General features: G+C 41.7%; 16 protein-coding genes. 10 read left to right on the forward strand and 6 right to left on the reverse strand.

What is annotated here, in order from left to right; translation table 11 throughout:
* Positions 1-3 precede the first annotated feature (3 nt).
* From ACORHV_RS02715 to ACORHV_RS02725, 3 genes are all read left to right on the forward strand, one after another.
* Positions 4-2,226, forward strand: coding sequence for a heavy metal translocating P-type ATPase (locus tag ACORHV_RS02715; RefSeq protein WP_434398708.1), 2,223 nt, complete (start codon positions 4-6; stop codon positions 2,224-2,226).
* 213 nt (positions 2,227-2,439) lie between these two features.
* Complete coding sequence (gene spxB / locus ACORHV_RS02720) at positions 2,440-4,215, forward strand: pyruvate oxidase (RefSeq protein ID WP_000191804.1); 1,776 nt, start codon at positions 2,440-2,442, stop codon at positions 4,213-4,215.
* Between the two features lie 58 nt (positions 4,216-4,273).
* Complete coding sequence (locus ACORHV_RS02725) at positions 4,274-4,621, forward strand: VOC family protein (protein WP_001052638.1); 348 nt, start codon at positions 4,274-4,276, stop codon at positions 4,619-4,621.
* 165 nt (positions 4,622-4,786) lie between these two features.
* Here the strand turns inward: ACORHV_RS02725 and ACORHV_RS02730 are convergent, their stop codons facing one another.
* The gene (locus ACORHV_RS02730; protein WP_000913393.1) at positions 4,787-5,131 is read right to left on the reverse strand and encodes a lipopolysaccharide assembly protein LapA domain-containing protein; all 345 of its coding nucleotides are present in this window, start codon (positions 5,129-5,131) and stop codon (positions 4,787-4,789) included.
* A gap of 326 nt (positions 5,132-5,457) precedes the next feature.
* Here ACORHV_RS02730 and ACORHV_RS02735 point away from each other — a divergent pair, with 326 nt between their 5' ends.
* From ACORHV_RS02735 to manA, 3 genes are all read left to right on the forward strand, one after another.
* Positions 5,458-5,718: a SemiSWEET family transporter gene (locus ACORHV_RS02735; RefSeq protein WP_001291473.1), complete on the forward strand. Its 261-nt coding sequence runs from the start codon at positions 5,458-5,460 to the stop codon at positions 5,716-5,718.
* 131 nt (positions 5,719-5,849) lie between these two features.
* The gene (locus ACORHV_RS02740) at positions 5,850-7,289 is read left to right on the forward strand and encodes a 6-phospho-beta-glucosidase (protein WP_000136073.1); all 1,440 of its coding nucleotides are present in this window, start codon (positions 5,850-5,852) and stop codon (positions 7,287-7,289) included.
* 119 nt (positions 7,290-7,408) lie between these two features.
* A complete protein-coding gene (gene manA, locus ACORHV_RS02745; RefSeq protein ID WP_434398712.1) occupies positions 7,409-8,353 on the forward strand; it encodes a mannose-6-phosphate isomerase, class I in 945 nt (314 codons plus the stop codon).
* 40 nt (positions 8,354-8,393) lie between these two features.
* On the opposite strand, the gene ACORHV_RS02750 is transcribed toward manA, so the two are convergent.
* Positions 8,394-9,734: a sodium-dependent transporter gene (locus ACORHV_RS02750; protein WP_434398714.1), complete on the reverse strand. Its 1,341-nt coding sequence runs from the start codon at positions 9,732-9,734 to the stop codon at positions 8,394-8,396.
* Between the two features lie 365 nt (positions 9,735-10,099).
* Here ACORHV_RS02750 and ACORHV_RS02755 point away from each other — a divergent pair, with 365 nt between their 5' ends.
* Entirely contained in the window at positions 10,100-10,840 is a 741-nt protein-coding gene (locus ACORHV_RS02755; protein ID WP_434398716.1) for a MerR family transcriptional regulator, read from the forward strand.
* A 28-nt stretch (positions 10,841-10,868) separates the two neighbouring features.
* On the opposite strand, the gene ACORHV_RS02760 is transcribed toward ACORHV_RS02755, so the two are convergent.
* The 4 genes from ACORHV_RS02760 to ACORHV_RS02775 are packed head-to-tail and all read right to left on the reverse strand — an operon-like array spanning position 10,869 to position 13,953.
* A complete protein-coding gene (locus tag ACORHV_RS02760; protein ID WP_434398718.1) occupies positions 10,869-11,324 on the reverse strand; it encodes an 8-oxo-dGTP diphosphatase in 456 nt (151 codons plus the stop codon).
* A 9-nt stretch (positions 11,325-11,333) separates the two neighbouring features.
* Entirely contained in the window at positions 11,334-11,855 is a 522-nt protein-coding gene (locus tag ACORHV_RS02765; RefSeq protein ID WP_434398720.1) for a DUF1697 domain-containing protein, read from the reverse strand.
* 13 nt (positions 11,856-11,868) lie between these two features.
* Positions 11,869-13,050, reverse strand: coding sequence for an NAD(P)/FAD-dependent oxidoreductase (locus tag ACORHV_RS02770; RefSeq protein WP_434398722.1), 1,182 nt, complete (start codon positions 13,048-13,050; stop codon positions 11,869-11,871).
* Between the two features lie 57 nt (positions 13,051-13,107).
* Positions 13,108-13,953, reverse strand: a complete 846-nt coding sequence (locus tag ACORHV_RS02775; protein ID WP_071851368.1) for a DegV family protein — start codon at positions 13,951-13,953, stop codon at positions 13,108-13,110.
* A gap of 124 nt (positions 13,954-14,077) precedes the next feature.
* On the opposite strand from ACORHV_RS02775, the gene ACORHV_RS02780 reads away from it, so the two are divergent.
* From ACORHV_RS02780 to upp, 3 genes are all read left to right on the forward strand, one after another.
* A complete protein-coding gene (locus ACORHV_RS02780) occupies positions 14,078-14,635 on the forward strand; it encodes a TetR/AcrR family transcriptional regulator (protein ID WP_000003897.1) in 558 nt (185 codons plus the stop codon).
* Positions 14,636-14,653: 18 nt separating this feature from the next.
* Entirely contained in the window at positions 14,654-15,121 is a 468-nt protein-coding gene (locus tag ACORHV_RS02785) for a deoxycytidylate deaminase (RefSeq protein WP_000136993.1), read from the forward strand.
* Positions 15,122-15,209: 88 nt separating this feature from the next.
* A complete protein-coding gene (gene upp / locus ACORHV_RS02790) occupies positions 15,210-15,839 on the forward strand; it encodes a uracil phosphoribosyltransferase (RefSeq protein WP_000515974.1) in 630 nt (209 codons plus the stop codon).
* Positions 15,840-15,995 lie beyond the last annotated feature (156 nt).

Here is a 15,995-nt window from a genome sequence, read left to right on the forward strand (position 1 = left end):
GATATGACTGAAATTGTAAAAGCAAGTCTTGAAAATGGTGTTCAAAAAATCCGTATCACGGCAGACAAAGGCTATCATCCAGCCCATATCCAGCTTCAAAAAGGGATTCCAGCTGAGATTACCTTTCATCGCACCACTCCTTCAAATTGTTATAAGGAAATTCTTTTTGAAGAAGAAGGAATTCTAGAACCAATCGGCGTAGATGAGGAAAAAATTATTCGCTTTACGCCTCAAGACTTGGGTGAGCACGAGTTTTCTTGTGGCATGAAGATGCAAAAGGGAACCTACACCGTTGTTGAAAAAACCAAAAAGTCTCTCAGTCTTTTACAACGTTTTTGGATTACTACTATCTTTACTGTGCCTCTTGTGATTCTTATGATTGGGATGTCTACAGGAGGAATTAGTCACCAAGTCATGCGTTGGGGCACCTTTTTAGCCACAACCCCCATTATGCTGGTAGCTGGAGTTCCATATATCAGAAGCGCTTGGGCTAGTTTTAAAAAGCACAATTCCAACATGGATACCTTGGTTGCTCTGGGAACCCTAGTGGCCTATTTCTATAGCTTAGTTGCCCTCTTCACTGGTCTCCCCGTTTACTTTGAAAGTGCTGCATTTATCCTCTTCTTCATTCTTTTGGGAGCAGTTTTTGAGGAAAAAATGCGGAAAAACACTTCCCAAGCTGTGGAGAAATTACTGGACTTGCAGGCTAAAACAGCAGAAGTCTTGCGTGAAGATAGCTATGTACAAGTTCCTTTGGAGCAAGTCAAGGTAGGTGATCTGATTCGAGTGCGTCCCGGTGAAAAGATTGCGGTTGATGGGGTTGTAGTCGAAGGTGTGTCCAGTATTGACGAATCCATGGTGACAGGTGAGAGCCTGCCGGTAGACAAAACAGTTGGAGATACTGTGATTGGCTCCACTATCAATAATAGTGGAACACTGGTTTTTAAAGCAGAAAAAGTTGGTTCAGAGACTGTCTTGGCTCAGATTGTGGACTTTGTGAAGAAAGCCCAGACCAGCCGTGCACCGATTCAGGATTTGACGGATAAGATTTCAGGAATTTTTGTCCCAGCAGTTGTCATTTTAGCGATTTTGACTTTTTGGATTTGGTTTGTCTTACTTGGGGCTAGTTTTGTGACCTCTCTACTTTATGGTGTGGCAGTTTTGATTATCGCTTGCCCTTGTGCCCTAGGTCTTGCAACACCAACAGCCCTCATGGTAGGAACAGGGCGGAGTGCCAAGATGGGGGTTCTCATAAAAAATGGAACCGTCCTACAGGAAATCCAGAAAGTCCAAACTCTCGTCTTTGATAAAACAGGAACTTTGACGGAAGGAAAACCAGTGGTCACTGATATCATTGGCGACGAGACAGAAGTACTTGGCTTAGCTGCCTCTTTGGAAGAAGCCTCTCAACACCCACTGGCTCAAGCTATTATCAAGCGAGCGAGTGAAGCAGGACTTGAGCTTCAACCTGTAGAAAATTTCCAAGCCCTACACGGAAAAGGTGTTTCAGGGCAAATCAATGGGAAACAAGTCTTGCTTGGAAATGCTAAAATGCTAGATGGCATGGATATTTCGAGCGCTTATCAGGAAAAACTAGAAGAACTGGAAAAAGAAGCTAAGACAGTTGTGTACTTGGCTGTTGACAATGAAATCAAAGGCTTGCTTGCCCTGCAAGATATTCCCAAAGAAAATGCCAAGCTTGCCATCAGTCAGCTGAAAAAACGTGGTCTTAGAACGGTCATGCTTACTGGAGATAATGCTGGAGTAGCCCATGCGATTGCAGACCAGATTGGTATCGAAGAGGTCATTGCTGGTGTTTTGCCAGAAGAAAAAGCGCATGAAATCCATCAACTTCAACAGGCTGGTAAAGTAGCCTTTATCGGAGATGGTATCAATGATGCGCCAGCCCTTAGTGTAGCGGATGTGGGGATTGCCATGGGCGCAGGAACTGATATTGCTATTGAGTCGGCAGGGATTGTTCTTACTCACAATGATTTGACAGGAGTGGTTCGTGCCTTTGATATGAGCAAGAGAACCTTCAATCGAATTCTTCTCAACCTCTTCTGGGCCTTTATCTACAATGTTATCGGAATTCCGATTGCAGCAGGAGTCTTTTCAGGTATTGGTTTGGTGCTCAACCCAGAACTGGCTGGTCTAGCCATGGCTTTTAGTTCTGTATCTGTTTTGATTAGTTCACTCATGCTAAACGTTACTAAGATAGACTAAGAAGCGGGCTTGCTCGCTTTTTATTATAAAACAGATTCTAAAAACGTTTTCAAACTGTACTGTAATAGAGAATAAAAACTTCTGAGCACATTCTTAGGAGACCCAAAACAAATGTGGTAAAGTAGTAGAGTAAAAATTTGCTGAAACGTTTCCAATTAGTATATGAAAACGGATTTATCAAGTTTTAAAAATATTTGAAGGAGAGTTATCATTATGACTCAAGGGAAAATTACTGCATCAGCAGCAATGCTCAACGTATTGAAAACATGGGGCGTAGACACAATCTACGGTATCCCATCAGGAACACTCAGCTCATTGATGGACGCTTTGGCTGAAGACAAAGATATCCGCTTCTTGCAAGTTCGCCACGAAGAAACAGGTGCTCTTGCTGCGGTCATGCAAGCTAAATTCGGCGGCTCAATCGGGGTTGCAGTAGGTTCAGGTGGTCCAGGTGCGACTCACTTGATTAACGGTGTTTACGATGCAGCTATGGATAACACTCCATTCCTTGCTATCCTTGGATCACGTCCTGTTAACGAACTCAACATGGATGCCTTCCAAGAATTGAACCAAAACCCAATGTACAACGGTATCGCTGTCTACAACAAACGTGTCGCTTACGCTGAGCAATTGCCAAAAGTAATCGACGAAGCTTGCCGTGCTGCAGTTTCTAAAAAAGGTCCAGCTGTTGTTGAAATCCCAGTAAACTTCGGTTTCCAAGAAATCGACGAAAACTCATACTACGGTTCAGGTTCATACGAACGTTCATTCATCGCTCCTGCCTTGAACGAAGTTGAAATCGACAAAGCTGTTGAAATCTTGAACAATGCTGAACGTCCAGTTATCTATGCTGGTTACGGTGGTGTTAAAGCAGGTGAAGTGATTACTGAATTGTCACGTAAAATCAAAGCACCAATCATCACAACTGGTAAAAACTTTGAAGCCTTTGAATGGAACTACGAAGGTTTGACAGGTTCTGCTTACCGTGTTGGTTGGAAACCAGCCAACGAAGTGGTCTTCGAAGCAGACACAGTTCTTTTCCTTGGTTCAAACTTCCCATTTGCTGAAGTTTACGAAGCCTTCAAGAACACTGAAAAATTCATCCAAGTGGATATCGACCCTTACAAACTTGGTAAACGTCATGCCCTAGACGCTTCAATCCTTGGTGATGCAGGTCAAGCAGCTAAAGCTATCCTTGACAAAGTGAACCCAGTTGAATCTACTCCATGGTGGCGTGCAAACGTTAAGAACAACCAAAACTGGCGTGATTACATGAACAAAATCGAAGGTAAAACTGAGGGTGAATTGCAATTGTATCAAGTTTACAATGCAATCAACAAACATGCTGATCAAGACGCTATCTACTCAATCGACGTAGGTGACACTACTCAAACATCTACTCGTCACCTTCACATGACACCTAAGAACATGTGGCGTACATCTCCACTCTTTGCGACAATGGGTATTGCCCTTCCTGGTGGTATCGCTGCTAAGAAAGACAATCCAGATCGCCAAGTATGGAACATCATGGGTGACGGTGCATTCAACATGTGCTACCCAGACGTTATCACAAACGTTCAATACGACCTTCCAGTTATCAACGTTGTCTTCTCAAATGGTAAATATGCATTCATCAAGGACAAATACGAAGACACAAACAAACACTTGTTTGGTTGTGACTTCCCTAATGCTGACTATGCGAAAATCGCTGAAGCTCAAGGTGCTGTAGGATTTACAGTTGACCGTATCGAAGACATCGATGCAGTTGTTGCAGAAGCTGTTAAACTCAACAAAGAAGGTAAAACTGTTGTGATCGATGCTCGCATCACTCCACACCGTCCACTTCCAGTAGAAGTACTTGAATTGGATCCAAAACTTCACTCAGAAGAAGCAATCAAAGACTTCAAGGAAAAATACGAAGCAGAAGAACTCGTACCATTCCGCCTCTTCTTGGAAGAAGAAGGATTGCAATCACGCGCAATTAAATAATTCCTTCGTGGAACTTAAAAAGATCGGAGCAATCCGGTCTTTTTATGGAGGATAGTAAATGAATTTAAATCAATTAGATATTATCGTTTCAGATGTTCCCCAAGTCTGTGCTGACTTGGAGCGTATTTTGGATAAAAAGCCCGATTATGTTGATGACAGTTTTGCTCAGTTTACGATTGGCAGTCACTGTCTCATGTTGTCCCAAAATCATTTGATTCCTTTGGAAGATTTTCAGTCAGGAATCATTCTTCATATCGAGGTTGAGGATGTAGACCAGAATTACCAACGGTTGAAAGAACTTGGTATCCAGGTTTTAAACGGACCAACTGTAACCGATTGGGGAACAGAGTCCTTATTAGTTAAAGGGCCTGCTGGTCTAGTGATTGATTTTTATCGTATGAAGTAGGTAATTCTATTATCAAATTTTTTATCTAAACATTCTTGGAGTGAAACTTAAAAAGATCGGAGCAATTCGATCTTTTTTGTATTTATGCGACTTTCAGTCCGTCTCGCTCCGTTAGGTGCGAGACAAAAAACCACCCGTTTTCACGGGTGGTTATGATTTCTACACTTATTGTTTGGCTTCCTGTTTTAATTGTTGCACCTGTTCCTCGTACTGGACAAGCTCCCTGTCTTTTATATTGATAGTCGCTTCTGCTTCAGCAATGCGGCTTCTCAGATCTTGAGTCTTGTTATGGTGATAGCTAATACCAATAGCACTACCAGCAATGATCCCGATTACTAGACAAGTAAAAATCACCAAAATCAAGGGAGCAGATAGTTGTGTAAAGACAAGACTGACAGTTACTGTTTGACGATTGAGTAGACCAAATGAGATCACAATGACTAATAAGCTCAAACCGCCAATTAGATAAGCCTTATCTTTCAGTGACAATTCATTAAATTTTTTTAGCATAAGTTCCTTTTCTCCTGACTATGTTGATAGAAAACTACACACCATTTAGGTATTAACAAAATTCATTTTACTAGAAAATTTCGATACTGTCAATAATTTCTAACGGCTTATTTACCATCAATCAATCGATTCATTGAAAAGGAGTATTCATTTTCTAATATTTGATTGAGTAAACAGAACGGAGCAATTCGGTCTTTTTTCTGTTCCCTCTTTCTTATAACAAGATTGTGATAGTTTATATCTTTATAACAAAAGTTTTAAAGACTTGATTGTTTTGAAAGAATATTTTAAAATAAGATTCAGTAAAAATGAAAGAGGTTTTGAAAATGTCTGAAAAACAAATGAAAATTTTAGGTTGGGTAGCGACCTTTATGTCTGTTATGATGTATGTGTCTTACTTCCCACAAATTATGAACAACCTGGCTGGTCAAAAAGGGAACTTTATCCAGCCCTTGGTTGCAGCCATCAACTGTAGTCTCTGGGTTTACTACGGTCTTTTCAAGAAAGAAAGAGATATTCCACTTGCGGCTGCTAATGCACCAGGTATCGTTTTTGGCCTAGTAACGGCTATCACAGCTTTGATTTAAAAAGAAGACTGGTTTCAGTCTTTTTTTCGTATATATAAAAGTAAGTTTAGTGCTATTATTATCCAGAGGGTTCCAAACTTTTTGCCTCCTTTTTAGTATAATAGAAGTAATAAATCAATCGAGGTAAAGTGATGACAGAAATACTACAATTTCCAGAAGGATTCCTCTGGGGTGGTGCTACGGCAGCTAATCAATGTGAGGGTGCTTATAATCAAGATGGCCGTGGTCTTGCTAATGTGGATGTGGTACCGATTGGTCCAGACCGTGAGGCTATTATTACAGGTCAGAAAAAGATGTTTTCGTTTGAGGAGGGCTATTTTTACCCAGCAAAGGAAGCCATTGATATGTACCATCATTACAAGGAAGATATTGCGCTTTTTGCAGAAATGGGATTTAAAACCTATCGACTTTCCATTGCTTGGACTCGGATTTTTCCTCAAGGTGACGAAGCAGAGCCAAATGAAGTTGGTCTAGCTTTTTATGAGGATTTATTTAAGGAATGCCACAAGTATGGAATTGAACCACTGGTGACCATCACGCATTTCGATTGCCCCATGCACTTAATTAGGGAGTACGGTGGTTGGCGCAATCGTCGTATGTTGGACTTTTACGCAAATCTCTGTCACACCCTCTTTACCCGTTACAAGGGCTTGGTCAAGTACTGGCTCACCTTCAACGAAATCAATATGATTCTGCATGCCCCCTTTTTAGGAGCTGGGATTTGTTTTGAAGAAGGAGAAAATCAAGAACAGATCAAATACCAAGCAGCCCACCATGAGCTGGTAGCCTCGGCTATGGCGACTAAAATTGCTCACGAAATTGATCCAGAAAACAAGGTGGGATGTATGTTGGCAGCAGGACAATACTATCCCAACACTGCCCATCCGAGAGACTACTGGGCAGCTATGGAGGAAGACCGTAAGAGTTACTTCTTCATTGACGTCCAAGCGCGTGGGGAATACCCAAACTATGCCAAGAAACAGTGGGAGCGTGAGGGGATAGAAATTGAAATGACGGCAGAGGATTTGGATTTGTTGAAGAATCACACTGTTGATTTTGTTTCCTTCTCTTACTATGCGAGTCGAGTGGCCTCAGGCGATCCAGAAGTGACGAATCTGACCGCTGGAAATGTCTTTGCCTCTATCAAAAATCCTTATCTAGAATCCTCTGAATGGGGTTGGCAGATTGACCCACTGGGGCTTCGTATCACCCTCAATGCTATCTGGGATCGTTATCAAAAGCCTATGTTCATCGTAGAAAATGGCCTCGGTGCTATGGACACGCCAGATGAAAATGGATACGTAGCAGATGACTATCGGATTGCTTATCTAGAAGCCCACATCAAGGCTATGCGAGATGCTATTTACCAAGATGGCGTTGAATTGCTTGGTTATACGACTTGGGGTTGTATAGATCTGGTTTCTGCTGGAACAGGCGAAATGAACAAGCGTTATGGTTTTATCTATGTGGATCGTGATAATGCAGGTCAAGGAAGTCTCAAACGGAGCAAGAAGAAATCCTTCTACTGGTACAAGGATGTCATTGCCAGCAATGGTGCAAGTATTAAGTAGAGCACATTTGTTCACTATTTTTATAAAATCTTCTCCCTACTTTATAAGATGTGAAAAAGAGTTCAATTAGACCTGGCTTTTTGCTATAATGAAGTGAGAAAAATAGACAGGAGATCAAGATGTCAGAACCATTATTTTTACAATCAGTTATGCAAGAAAAAATCTGGGGTGGAACCAAGCTACGTGATGAGTTTGGCTACGACATTCCAAGTGAAAAAATCGGAGAATACTGGGCTATTTCAGCCCACCCAAATGGAGTTTCAAAGGTCGCTAATGGGCGTTTTGAGGGAACAGACCTAGCTACTTTGTATGCGGAACACCGTGAATTGTTTGGCAACCGTCCAGAACCAGTATTTCCTCTCTTAACTAAAATTCTCGATGCCAACGACTGGCTCAGTGTTCAAGTTCACCCAGACGATGCCTATGGACTAGAGCATGAAGGTGAACTTGGAAAAACAGAATGCTGGTATATCATCGCTGCAGATGAAGGATCAGAGATTATCTATGGTCACAATGCCAAATCAAAAGAAGAACTTCGTCAGCAAATCGAAGCTAAAGACTGGGATGGTCTATTAACAAAAGTACCTGTCAAGGCTGGAGATTTCTTCTATGTACCAAGCGGTACCATGCACGCTATCGGAGCAGGTATCTTGATTCTTGAAACCCAGCAGTCTAGCGATACCACCTACCGTGTTTACGACTTTGACCGCAAGGATGACAAGGGCAACTTGCGTGAACTTCACCTTGAAAAATCTATTGATGTTTTAAACATTGGTGAGCCTGCCAATAGCCGTCCTGTAACTATCAAAGCTGATGATTTACGTTCCACTCTACTTGTATCCAATGAATTCTTTGCCGTTTACAAGTGGGAAGTTACTGGAAAAGTTGATTTTGAAAAGACAGCTGACTACAGCCTGTTCAGCGTCTTGGCTGGTCAAGGTCAGCTTACTGTTGACGGGAAAAATTATCCAATCCAAAAAGGTAGCCACTTTATCCTACCAAGTGATGTTGAAGCTTGGGTCTTGGAAGGGCAAGGTTTGGAATTGATTGTTAGCCATCCATAAAAAAGAAAGGGCCTGAGTTTACTACTCAAGTCCTTTTTGATTACATAAATTGGGCGATAAAAACCACAATGATGATGATTGGAATGATAAAACGAAGAAGGAAGAGCCAGACTTGGAAAAGTCCTTGTTTCCAGGCTCTTTCATCAAGATGCAGTTCCTCCATGGCAAGGGCCTTTTTAAAGATATAGCCAGTAAAAAGTGACAGGCAGAGGGCTCCAAATGGCATGAGGAGATTGGAAACCAAGAAATCCATAGCATCAAAGAAAGTCTTCCCAAAGATATGAACATCCGCCATGACCCCATAGGATAGAGCTGAAGGAATTCCAAAGACAAAGGTCAAGATTCCTAAAATAGCACTCCATTTAGCACGCTTGCGGTTGTCCTGATTGGTGATATTGCCCACATTGATTTCCAGCATCACGACAGAGGAAGTGACCGTCGCAAAGAGGAAAAGCAAGAAGAAAAGGATGTAGAAAATAGTTCCAAAAGGCATCTTGTCAAAGAGTTGAGGTAAGACAATAAAGAGCAGGCTTGGTCCCCCTTCAGACTGGATATTGAAGGCTGACATGGCTGGGAAAATGGCTAGTCCCGCCATGATGGATACCGATATGTTCATGGCTACGATGGAAATCCCTGACTGGACCAGATTGGTTTTCTTGTCCAAGTAGGACGCATAGGTCAGCATGGCTGTCACCCCTAGTGAGAGGGCAAAGAAAGACTGTCCTAGAGCATAAAGGAAGCCAGCACTGGTCAATTTTGAGAAGTCTGGTTTGAGAAAGTAGAGAACGCCTTCCATGGCATTTGGCAAACTGAGAGAGCGTCCAATGATCACGACAAAGATGATAAAGAGCAGGGGCATCATGACTTTCGAGGCTCTTTCAATCCCTTTTTGAACCCCACGTGATACAATAAAGATATTCAACAAGATAAAGGCAGCTTGTGCGCCAAGGGCAATGGCTGGATTTGAAATGATTGAAGTAAATAACTGAGCATAATCACCTGTTCCGCCAAGCTGGAACAATTTCCCAAACTCAATGCCTAGATAGACTAAAATCCATCCCCCTATAACACTATAGAAAGAGAGAAGGATGAAGAGGGCAAAGGCACCAATCCAACCGATAAAATTGTATTTGCTATTGTTGCCAAGTTTTCCAAAGGTTTTGATAGCAGAAACGCCAGCACTACGTCCAAGGGCAAACTCAGCCAGCAGGAGCGGGAAACCGATTAAAATGGTGGAAATGAGAAAGACCAGTAAAAAGCCTCCCCCGCCATTAGCGGCAGTCATGTAGGGAAACTTCCAAACGGCACCAAGCCCGATGGCTGAGCCAGCAGATGCTAGTATAAAGCCTAGTTTCGAGCCCCATTGCGATTTTTCTGACATAGTTGAAACTCCAATCTCGTTTTTTAAATAAGAAAAGGCTACTTGAGTGGTCAAATAGCCTTCTCTCAATGGCTCTCTATGAGCCTTCTGTTTGATTGATAGACTTGACTATCCTATCATGTTTTCTAAGGTCTGTCAAGAAAACCATTTTCAAGTTTTCACACCTTTCTCAAAAAGTTAAAAATTTTTCGCAAAAAAGCTTGACTCTGACCTAGGGGGAGGGGTTATACTATCAATGTAATACTCTTCGAAAATCTCTTCAAACCACGTCAGCTTTATCTGCAACCTCAAAGCTGTACTTTGAGCAACCTGCGGCTAGCTTCCTAGTTTGCTCTTTGATTTTCATTGAGTATAAGGAGGAAATCATGTACCATATAAAAGAAGCTGCGCAGCTTTCAGGTGTCTCTGTCAAGACTCTGCACCACTACGATAAGATAGGGCTCTTGGTTCCCTTAAAGTCGGAAAACGGCTATCGAACCTACAGTCAAGAGGATTTGGAACGACTTCAGGTCATTCTGTATTACAAATATCTAGGTTTTTCTTTAGAAAAAATAGCAGAGCTGTTAAAGGAAGAAAGGAAAGATTTATTGCCCCATTTGACTAGGCAGTTGGACTATCTAACTCGAGAAAGGCAACACCTGGATACCTTGATTTCCACCTTGCAAAAAACCATTCAAGAACAAAAAGGAGAAAGAGAAATGAGCATTCAAGAGAAATTTGCTGGATTTAACTACCAAGACCATCAAAAATACCACCAAGAGGCGGTAGAGAAATATGGACAAGAAGTCATGGACCAAGCGCTCGAGCGCCAAAAAGGTCACGAAGACGAAGCTACGGCTGCCTTCAATCAAGTCTTTCGAGCCTTGGCTCAAAATCTTCAAGATGGTCTGCCTGCAACAGCAGCTGAAAACCAAGAAGAGGCAGCTAAGCTCTTGCAAGCTATTCGTACTTATGGATTTGACTGCTCTATTGAGGTCTTCGGCCATATCGGTAAAGGCTACGTCTACAACCCAGAGTTTAAGGAAAACATTGACAAATTTGGAGCTGGAACAGCCCAGTACACATCAGATGTCATTGCTGCTTACGTTCAGACAAATGCAGAATAAATAGGCTAGGAATTTCCTAGCCTATTTTTTACTTCAAGTCATAAAGCCAGTCGTCACCGTCTTTGTAGTAAAAGAATTCACTGAGATCTTCTTCTAGAAACACACGAAGCATATCAGACATATCATCGGTTGCAAGTTTTAGATGAGATAGATTGTCAAAATCCTCCCACCAAACCTTCCCTTCGTCTGAAGACTGGAGCTCACCAGTAAAGTGTTCTGTCTTGTAAAAAAGGACGACATAACGATAATCCTTGTCATCGTACCAGTTTTTGATACCACAGAGTTGTGGTTTGGAAATGGTCAGACCAGTTTCTTCTTTCACTTCACGAATGACAGCATCGACAAAGGATTCGCCACGTTCAACATGACCACCAGGAAAAGTAATGCCAGGCCAGTCGGGATTAACTCGATTTTGAACCAGAACCTTGTTTCCGTTTCGAATCATACACATGTTGACAAATTCGACTGTTTCTCTTCTGTTCATCTTGTTCTCCTATTTTGTTAGTAACTTTTCCACTACGTTTAACTTCCGCATGGTCAGATCCAGGCCAAACAATTTTTCAAGATAGTTGGTATTGAGCTTTTTTTGTTTTGCAGTTCTAGGGAGATAGAGGTAGAGACAGTGATCACCTACACAGATTTCTTCTTCACCGTAGTCAGCTTTCAATTTTTCTAGTGGCAGACTTTGGATAAATCCCTGATAAAAAATCACATGTATACGATCGTAAAGATAGTCTTCTCTAAATGGATTCTCATGAACAATCTTTTCAAAATCGTTCTTATTCTTGATAACCATTTTTAAGTCGGCCCCAATTTTTTCCTTTATCAGAGTATGAACGCGTTCTCGTATTTCTTCTAAATCTAAGTCACTTTCAAGAATGATATTCCCACTTTGAATATAGGTTCGAACGTGTTGAAAACCAGCTTCTGTCAAAATATCTATCAAATAAGACATTTTCGGGATAGCATTTTTTCCATTAGGAGTAACGCCTCTCAGTAAAATAATATGTTCCAAAGGACTTCCTTTCTTACTTGGTATTTATTGGATTGGAGCCTGCCACCCAGCCGGTGCAGAGGGCAGAAGTAATGTTAAAGCCACCCGTGTGGGCATTGATATCCAGTACCTCGCCAGCAAAGTGGAGACCAGGAACGAGCTTACTTTCCAGAGTTTTGGGATTGATTTCCTTAAGACTGACGCCTCCTTTAGTAACAAAGGACTTAGCCAATGACATTTTACCAGTCACAGGAATTTTGAGAGCCTTGATAGATTGGACAAGTTGCTCGCGTTCTTTTTCAGTTAGCTGTTTAACTTTGTCAGGATAGCCTTGCACAAAGAACTCTGCTAAACGTTCTGGCAACAAAGTTTTTAAAGCATTTTTCAAGAATTTTTCTCGATTTTCCTCTAGAAATGCCAACAAGTCGCTCTCAGAAAGTTGAGGCAAGACATCGAGTGAGAGAACCTCTCCGCCCTTGACAAAGCTAGACATGCGTAGGGCAGCAGGACCTGACAAACCAAAGTGGGTAAAAAGCAAATCATGAGTGATGACATGCTTGCCGTAGCTTAGGGTCACATCGTCCAGTGAAATTCCCTGCAAGGCCTTATGGGGGAAATCAGTCAACAAAGGACTCTCAGCAGCCTCAAGCTCAGTAATGGAGTGTTTAAAATGACGGGCGATCTCATGTCCAAAACCAGTCGAACCAGTCGAAGGATAGGATTTTCCACCAGTTGTGACAATGAGTTTATCACAAGTGAAGCTTTGGTCTGCGGACTTGAGGACGAACTGGTCGTCTATCTTTTTAACCGAAACAATCTCTGTTTGAGTAGCAATTTGCCCGCCAAGTTCAATGATTTTCTTCTCCAAGGCTTCGATAATGGTCCGAGATTTGTCGCTAGCAGGAAAGACACGGCCGTGGTCCTCAACCTTTAGTTTAACACCGTTTTCCGTGAAAAAGTTGATGATATCGTGGTTATCAAACTGGGAAAAGACACTGTAAAGAAAGCGTCCGTTCCCAGGGATGCCAGCTAGTAGGTCGTCCAAGCTACCATTGTTGGTCACATTACAACGACCACCGCCCGTTCCAGCTAATTTTTTGCCAAGTTTTCGATTTTTTTCGATGAGAAGAGTTTTTTGACCATAAAAGCTACTGGAAATTGTAGCCATCATGCCAGCAGGTCCACCACCGATGACAATAGTATCAAAATGTTTCATAGCTCTATTGTACCACAAAAAACAAGAGATGCTTGGCATCTCTTGTTGCTCATAATCTTAGTTAATTTCATATCCCATCAACAAACCGCCATCTTCTGCATAGAAACTGCAGAGACCAGACGTCGGGATGATTTTGATATCCGCTTGCGGGAAGGTTTCTAGCAAGCGTTCTGACAATTGCTGACAGAATTTTTCATTACTGCGATGAGCCATGACAATTCGACCACCAGCGTAGCCAGCCTTGATGAGTTCTTCATAGGCTGCTTGAAGGGATTTTTTTGGTCCACGCGCTTTTTGGAGTAGTTCTAGGGTTCCAGTTTCACTTGCTTCCCCAACCATACGGATGTTGAGAAGGCCAACAACTGTACCGATAAGCTTACTCAAACGGCCATTTTTTACCAAGTTATCGACCTTAGCGAGGACAAAGAGCAACTTCGTTTTTTCTTGGTAGGCTGTAATAGCTTTAACAATTTCCTCATAAGAAAGTCCTTGATCAATCAAACTATTGATTTTATCGACAATCAAGTCAACCTCACCACCTGCAGACAATGTATCGATCACATGAATCTGAGTGTCAGGATGTTCTTCAAGGTGGATATTCTTAGCGAGTTGTGCACTATTATGGCTACCTGAAAGAGTACCAGTGATAGTAACGACAAAGATATGCTTAGCACCTTCAAATGCACGCAAGTAATCATCAGGGCTAGGACAAGCTGATTTTGAAGCCTCAGAAGTCGCATACATTGTTTCCATCATGTGGTCAATGTTAAGATTGGCATCATCGATAAAGACCTGATCAGCTACTTGAATGGTTAAAGGAACACTAACAAATTCCGTATCAATAGCAGGAGTTGCCAGTTGACGATAATCACAACCAGAGTCAGCTACAATCTTCCAAGTCATAGAAATTCTCCATCTTTGTCACTTATACATTGACAAAGGTTCTGTCTTTTTTTACAATTATATCATGAAAGCCCTTGAAACAAAAGTACCACCTCTCTGTTGTCACAAGTAGAAAGAAATTGTTATGTCTGAACGTAAAATATCTGAAAAATCTCTTGAAAATCTCAGAAAATCAAATCAAGAATCCAATTTTTTAACCAGAGAAGCAATCGAGACGGCTCTTTTGCAACTTCTAGAGAAAAAAGACTTGGCCAAGATCAGTATTTCGGAGCTGGTCAAACGGGCGGGCGTCTCTCGTGCTGCCTTCTATCGTAACTATGACTCCAAAGAAGAGATTTTGGAAAGTGTTTTTAAACGCAGTGTCCATAATATTATGGAACAGTTGAGCCACTACGATGTCAAAACCGATCTTTATCTAGTCTGGGTACACCTTTTCCGCGCAGCCAAGAAAGAAGCCAAGGTTATTCAACTTGCTCTGGACTACCATTTGGAAAAGATTTTTGTCCAAGCCATGCAGGAATTTCTAGAAAAATATCACGGAAAATCAAAAGGCGTTAGTAGCTACCTTCATTCCTTTTGGAGTTCTGCCATCGTATCGGTTCTGCTCAAATGGATCAAGGATGGCATGAAGGTTCCAGCTGAAAAGATTGCAGATTTACGCTTGCCATTTTTCAAAAAATAGGGGATAAGGAGAAGACTTATGACAGAAAAAAGACTGGCTTGGGATGAGTACTTTGCAGCCCAGGCTTTACTGATTGCCAATCGTTCGACCTGCAAACGTGCCAAGGTGGGAGCTGTCTTAGTCAAAGACAATAAAGTCATTTCAACTGGCTATAATGGTTCCGTATCAGGAACGGAGCACTGTATTGACCACGAATGTCTGGTCATTGAAGGTCACTGTGTTCGAACCCTTCACGCCGAGGTTAATGCTATTCTCCAAGGGGCTGAGCGAGGGGTTCCCAGAGGATTTACAGCCTATGTGACCCATTTCCCTTGTCTGAACTGCACCAAACAACTGCTTCAAGTTGGTTGCAAGCGCGTGGTTTATATCAACCAGTACCGAATGGATGACTATGCCCAGTACCTTTATCAAGAAAAAGGCACCGAGTTGACCCATTTACCATTAGAGACTGTTCAGGCAGCTCTTCAAGAGGCAGATTTGATTTAAAAATTAATTAAAATAAATAGTTTAGGAAGCTTTTTAAACCGTTTTTTGATATAATAAGAAGAATAAATTGAAAGAAGGAACTCAGAAAATGGGAAAAATTGAAGTCATTAATCATCCACTCATTCAACACAAATTGTCTATCTTGCGTCGTACAGACACTTCTACAAAAGCTTTTCGTGAGCTAGTAGATGAGATTGCAATGTTGATGGGATATGAAGTACTTCGTGATCTTCCACTTGAAGACGTGGAAATCGAAACACCTATCACAAAGACCGTTCAAAAACAATTGGCTGGTAAAAAATTGGCGATTGTCCCAATCTTGCGTGCAGGTATCGGGATGGTAGATGGCCTCTTGAGCTTGGTTCCAGCAGCTAAAGTTGGTCATATTGGTATGTACCGTGATGAAGAAACCCTTCAACCAGTTGAATACTTGGTGAAATTGCCTGAGGATATTGACCAACGTCAAATCTTTGTTGTTGATCCAATGTTGGCAACTGGTGGCTCAGCAATCTTGGCAGTAGATTCCCTTAAAAAACGTGGTGCTTCAAATATCAAGTTTGTCTGCCTAGTATCTGCTCCAGAAGGTGTGAAAGCTCTTCAAGAAGCACACCCAGATGTAGAAATCTTTACAGCAGCCTTGGATGAACGCTTGAACGAACACGGTTATATCGTTCCAGGTCTTGGAGATGCTGGAGACCGCTTGTTCGGTACTAAATAAAATCCCAAAGTAAATAGTGAAACTAGAAGTTCGTTTTTAACTTGAAAGGAGGTTGAGTTTTTGTTTCTGTTTAGAGAATAGAGCAAAAATTTGACCTTTTTTGACCAAAAAGATATAATAGTTCTGTATTGAGTCGTAAGACTAAGAAAATTCAAC

Source organism: Streptococcus sp. KHUD_016, assembly GCF_051106465.1.
GTDB lineage: Bacteria > Bacillota > Bacilli > Lactobacillales > Streptococcaceae > Streptococcus.